The 4,942-nt window shown below is 74.1% G+C and carries 3 protein-coding genes and 1 pseudogene; all 4 read right to left on the reverse strand.

Annotation, left to right across the window (positions count from 1 at the left end; all coding sequences use genetic code 11):
• Positions 1 to 1,397, reverse strand: a 1,397-nt coding sequence (gene gspE, locus ACIY1X_RS19770; RefSeq protein WP_399683813.1) for a type II secretion system ATPase GspE, incomplete at its 3' end; no start/stop codon positions are given.
• Positions 1,398 to 1,458: 61 nt separating this feature from the next.
• Positions 1,459 to 3,798: a type II secretion system secretin GspD gene (gene gspD, locus ACIY1X_RS19775; protein WP_038207468.1), complete on the reverse strand. Its 2,340-nt coding sequence runs from the start codon at positions 3,796 to 3,798 to the stop codon at positions 1,459 to 1,461.
• Between the two features lie 3 nt (positions 3,799 to 3,801).
• Complete coding sequence (gene gspN, locus ACIY1X_RS19780; RefSeq protein WP_038207471.1) at positions 3,802 to 4,611, reverse strand: type II secretion system protein N; 810 nt, start codon at positions 4,609 to 4,611, stop codon at positions 3,802 to 3,804.
• Positions 4,612 to 4,616: 5 nt separating this feature from the next.
• A pseudogene (locus tag ACIY1X_RS19785) lies at positions 4,617 to 4,942 on the reverse strand (type II secretion system protein M); the annotation flags it as partial.

Here is a 4,942-nt window from a genome sequence, read left to right on the forward strand (position 1 = left end):
GTGACGCCGGCGGCCACCAGCCGCTCGCCGTCCTGCCGCATCGACTGCAGGCCGGCGCGCTCGGCGGCGGCGAGCAGCTCGCTCTCGGCCGCGCGGCCGTGCACCAGCGCGCGCACGGCGTCGTCGGCCACCAGCATCTCGAAGATGCCGGTGCGGCCCTGGTAGCCGGTGTGACCGCAGGCCTCGCAGCCGACCGGCTCGCGGCCGGAGGGGCCGTCCACCGCGCAGGCGGTGCACAGCCGGCGCACCAGCCGCTGGGCCAGCACGCCCAGCAGCGAACTGGACAGCAGGAAGGGCTCCACGCCCATGTCCGTGAGGCGGGTGACGGCGCTCACCGCGTCGTTGGTGTGCAGCGTGGCCAGCACCAGGTGGCCGGTGAGCGAGGCCTGGATGGCGATCTGCGCCGTCTCGTAGTCGCGGATCTCGCCGATCATGATGACGTCCGGGTCCTGCCGCAGGATCGCACGCAGGGCCTTGGCGAAGGTCAGCTCGATGCGGGCGTTGACTTGCGTCTGGCCGATGCCGGGCAGCTCGTACTCGATCGGGTCCTCCACCGTCATGATGTTGCTGCGGCTGGCGTCGAGTTCGCCGAGCGCCGCGTAGAGGGTGGTGGTCTTGCCCGAGCCGGTCGGCCCCGTCACGAGGATGATGCCGTGCGGCTGCGTGATCAGCCCGCGGAAGCGCGCGAGCTGCGCGCCCTGCATGCCCACCGCCTCCAGCGTGAGCCGGCTCTCGGACTTGTCCAGGAGACGCAGCACCGCGCGCTCGCCGTGCGCCGAGGGCAGGGTGGACACGCGCACGTCCACCGCCCGCGTGCCGATGCGCAGCGAGATGCGGCCGTCCTGCGGCAGGCGCTTCTCGGCGATGTCCAGGTCGGCCATGATCTTCAGCCGCGAGATCAGCGCCGCGTGCAGCGCGCGGTTGGGCTGCACCACCTCGCGCAGCGTGCCGTCGATGCGGAAGCGCACCGAGGAGTGGCGCTCGTAGGGCTCGATGTGGATGTCGCTGGCGCCGTCGCGCGCGGCCTGCGTCAGCAGCGCGTTGAGCATGCGGATGATGGGCGCGTCGCCGGCCGACTCCAGCAGGTCCTCGACCGCCGGCAACTCCTGCATCATGCGCGTGAGGTCGGCGTCGCTCTGCACCTCGCTGACCACCGCGGCGGCGCTGGATTCGCCCTGCGCGTAGGCCGCGCTGATGCGCTGCGCGAGCTGGTCGGCCGGCAGCGTCTGGAAGCCGGCGACGGCGTGCTTGCGCAGCACCTCGCCCACGGCGCTGCGCGAGGCGCCCACCGGCATCCACAGCGTGCAGGCGCCGTCGTCGCCGCACTCCAGCAGCAGTTGCTGGCTGCGTGCGAAGGCGTAGGGCAGCGGGTAGCGGGCAGCAGCCGGCGAGGTCATTGGATGCCTCCGCGCTGGCGCGCTGCGGCGCGAGCCCCCTTCGGAACGGCCGGGCGGGGGCTCATGGCATGCGCTGTTGCGTGGCCGGATCGGCGGTGGGCGGCGGCGCGCCGCGCATCGGGTCCCAGTCGCTCGGCGGCGCCGGGCGCGCGGCCGGCGGCAGCGGCGGCGGGATCAGGCGCGTGCCCTCGACGCGGCGCGAGGGGTCGCCCTCCCGGGCGCCCAGCTCGGGCAGCGGCGGCAGGACCGCCGACGAACGCACGGCGTTGAGCATCGGGTTGTCGGTGGCCGGCTGGCTGGCCTGCTGCAGGGCGCGCAGCTGCTCGTAGCGGTCGGCGGTGACGGCGTCGCCCGAGAGCTGGTCGCGCACGATGGTGGGCCGCAGGAACACCATCAGGTTGGTCTTGCGGCGGCTGCGCACCTCGCTCTTGAACAGGTTGCCCAGCACCGGCACGTCGCCCAGGCCGGGCACCTTCTCCTGGTTGGCGGAATACTCGTCCGACAGCAGGCCGCCCAGCACGATGATGCTGCCGTCGTCCACCAGCACGCTGGACTCGATGGCGCGCTTGGTGGTGGTGGGTCCGTTGGGCGCGTTCTCGGTGCCCGCCAGCACGGCCGAGACCTCCTGGAAGATCGTCATCTTCACCGTGCCCGTCTCGCTGATCTGCGGGCGCACGCGCAGCGTCAGGCCGACGTCCTTGCGCTCGATGGTCTGGAAGGGATTGACCTGCGTGGTCGCGCTGCCGGTGTTGGTGAACTGGCCGGTGACGAAGGGCACGTTCTGGCCGACGACGATCTTGGCCTCCTCGTTGTCCAGCGTCAGCAGGTTGGGGGTCGAGAGCACGTTGCCCTCGCCGTTGGCCGAGAGGAAGCGCGCCACCAGCCCCAGCACGTACTGCCCGCCGATGCGGTGGCCGATGCCGAAGTTGAAGCCCGACGAGGGCCGCGTCGTCGGATTCCCGGTCGCCAGGCCCACCGCCAGGTCGATGATGTTGGCGCCGGCCAGGCTGGAGTTGGTGCCGATCACGCCGACGTTGCGGTCGCCGCTGTTGCCCAGCGCGCTTTGCCACTGCACGCCGAACTCGGCCGCCCGCTCGGCGTTGACCTCCACGATCAGGCTCTCGATCAGCACCTGCGCGCGGCGGCTGTCGAGCCGGTCGATGACGGCGCGGATCTGCCGGTACTGCGGCTCCGGCGCGGTGATGATCAGCGAGTTGGTCGACGGGTCGGCCTGGATCTGCCCGCCGGTGGAGGGCTGGTTGGCGTTGTTCACCGGCGCCGTGGCGGCGCTGCTGGCGCCCATGCCGTTGCTGCCTTGCGCGCCCAGTTGCGCCATCGTGTTGAGCATGGGCGCCGCCGGGTTGGCGGCGCCGCCGCCGCCCGCGGCCACGGGCTGGCCGGTGGCCGAGATCTGCCCGCTGGCGATGGCCGCGCGCAGCGTGGTCGCCAGCCGCACCGCGTCGGCGTTCTTCAGGTAGACCACGTAGATGTTGCCGGCGGCGCCGTTGCCGGTGTCCATCGGCGGGCGGTCCAGCTTGTCGACCAGCGTGCGGATGAGCTGCACCCGCGCCGGGTTGGCGGCGCGCACGATGATCGCGTTGCTGCGCGGGTCGGCCAGCAGCGCGGTGCGGAAGGACGTGTCGGCCCCGCCGCCCGCGGCGGCCGGCACGGCGCCCGCCGGGCCGGTGCCGCTGCCGCCGTCCACCAGCCGCTGCACCAGCGGCAGCATGTCGGTGGCGACGGAGTGGCGCAGCGGGATGACCTCGATGTCCGAGGCGTTGGGCACGTCCAGCGCGGCGACGATGCGCGCCAGCCGCCGCAGGTTGCCGGCGTAGTCGGTGATGACCAGCGAGTTGTTGCCGGGGTTGACGTTGATCGTGTTGTTGGGCGGGATCAGCGGACGCAGCACCGGCAGCAGGTTGGCCGCGGACTCGTGGTGCAGGCGGAACACCTGCGTGACGATCTGGTTGTCGCCCGCGCCGCCGGACGCGCCCACGGAGGTGGCGACGGTGCCCGTCTGCAGCTTGGCCTCGGCCTCCGGCACCACCTTGTAGAGGCCATCGGCCTGCACGATGGCGAAGCCCTGCAGCCGCAGCGCCGCCGAGAACTGGTCGAACGCGGCGGCCGGCGGCACCGGCCGCTCGGTGTGCAGGTTCATCGTGCCCTTCACTCGCGGGTCCACCACCACGTCGCGGCCGGTGATCACGGCCATGGTGCGGGCCACCGCCTCGATCTCGGCGTTGGTGAAGTTCAGCGTGATCGGTTCGCCGCGGCGCACCGGCTGTTCTGCTGCCTGGCCGGCCTGCGCCAGCGCGACGGCGGGGAAGGCCGCCAGCAGCGCCAGGTGGATCGATGCGGCCAGCACGGCCGGCCGCAGGCGGTCAAGGGAAGGAAGGGTCATGGGTCAGCCCAGGGAAATGATGGATCGGGCGCCTTCCCGGCGGCCGATGATGTTCAGCAGGTTCGACAGCGCGTCCTCGCTGCCGGGGGCGGCCGCGGCTTCGCCGCTGAAGCGCATGGCGCGGCCCGTCCAGCGGCCGCTGCCGGCCAGTTGCAGGCTGCCCTCGGTGGTGGTCAGCAGCAGGCTGGCGGCGGGGCCGCCCTCCAGCGCCACGCGGTAGCTGCCCATCGGGCGCAGCGTCGACAGGCTGGAGGAGATGTCCACCGCGTCGACCGTCGCCGCGCCGTCGAAGTCCAGCCGGCCGTCGCGCCAGCGCAGCGAGAAGCCGCGCGTGCGCAGGTCCAGCGTGCCTTCCGGGCGCAGCGTGTTCCAGGGCGCGCCCAGGCCGGACAGCATGGCGGCCGGCCAGCGCGACGGCGCGTCCTGCCAGGCCAGGCGCCAGCCGGCGCCGGCTGCGCCGGCCACCTGGGCGCGGAAGCCCAGGCCCTGCGGCGTGCAGCAGGGCAGGTCGAGCCGGCCGCGCACGCCGTCCAGCGCCGGGCGCAGCCGCCAGGCCAGCCGGCCCGGCAGCGAGACCGGGTCGGCGCCGCCGGCGCCGCTGGCCAGCACCACCCCGGCGCTGCCGTTCCACACGGTGCCGCGCGCCTGCACCAGGCGCAGGTGCCCGCCGCTCCAGCCTTCCAGTGCGCCGGCCAGCCAGCGCGCCGGCGCCCAGACGGCCAGCGCCGCCAGCACGCCCAGCAGGCCGCCCAGCAGCGCCCAGCGCCAGCCGGCGGCGTGCGAGACGGGGAGCAGCGCGTCGCGGCGGGCCATGTGGTTCAGCGGTTGGGCAGGTTCATGACCAGCGTGCCGTCCCAGCGCACGGCGGCCGGCGTGCCGGGTGCCTTGGCGGCGGCAGCGTCCGCGCCGGTCGCCGCGCTGCGTGTGAGATGCACCTCGCGCGGCACGGCGCGGGCGTTGCTGCGCGCCTGTGCCAGCCAGTCGGCCAGCGCCTCGGCCGGCACGCCGCGCAGCGCGATGCCGACCGCCTCGCCGCCGCCGGCCGCCTGCACCCGCGCATCGGCGCCCAGGCTGTCGCGCACCGATGCCTCCAGGGCACGCAGGGCGTCGTCGCGGCCGGCCTTGGGCTGGGCCTGCAGGGCGC

Origin of the sequence: Xenophilus sp. (genome assembly GCF_044462705.1) — a bacterium.
Lineage (GTDB): Bacteria > Pseudomonadota > Gammaproteobacteria > Burkholderiales > Burkholderiaceae_C > Xenophilus > Xenophilus azovorans.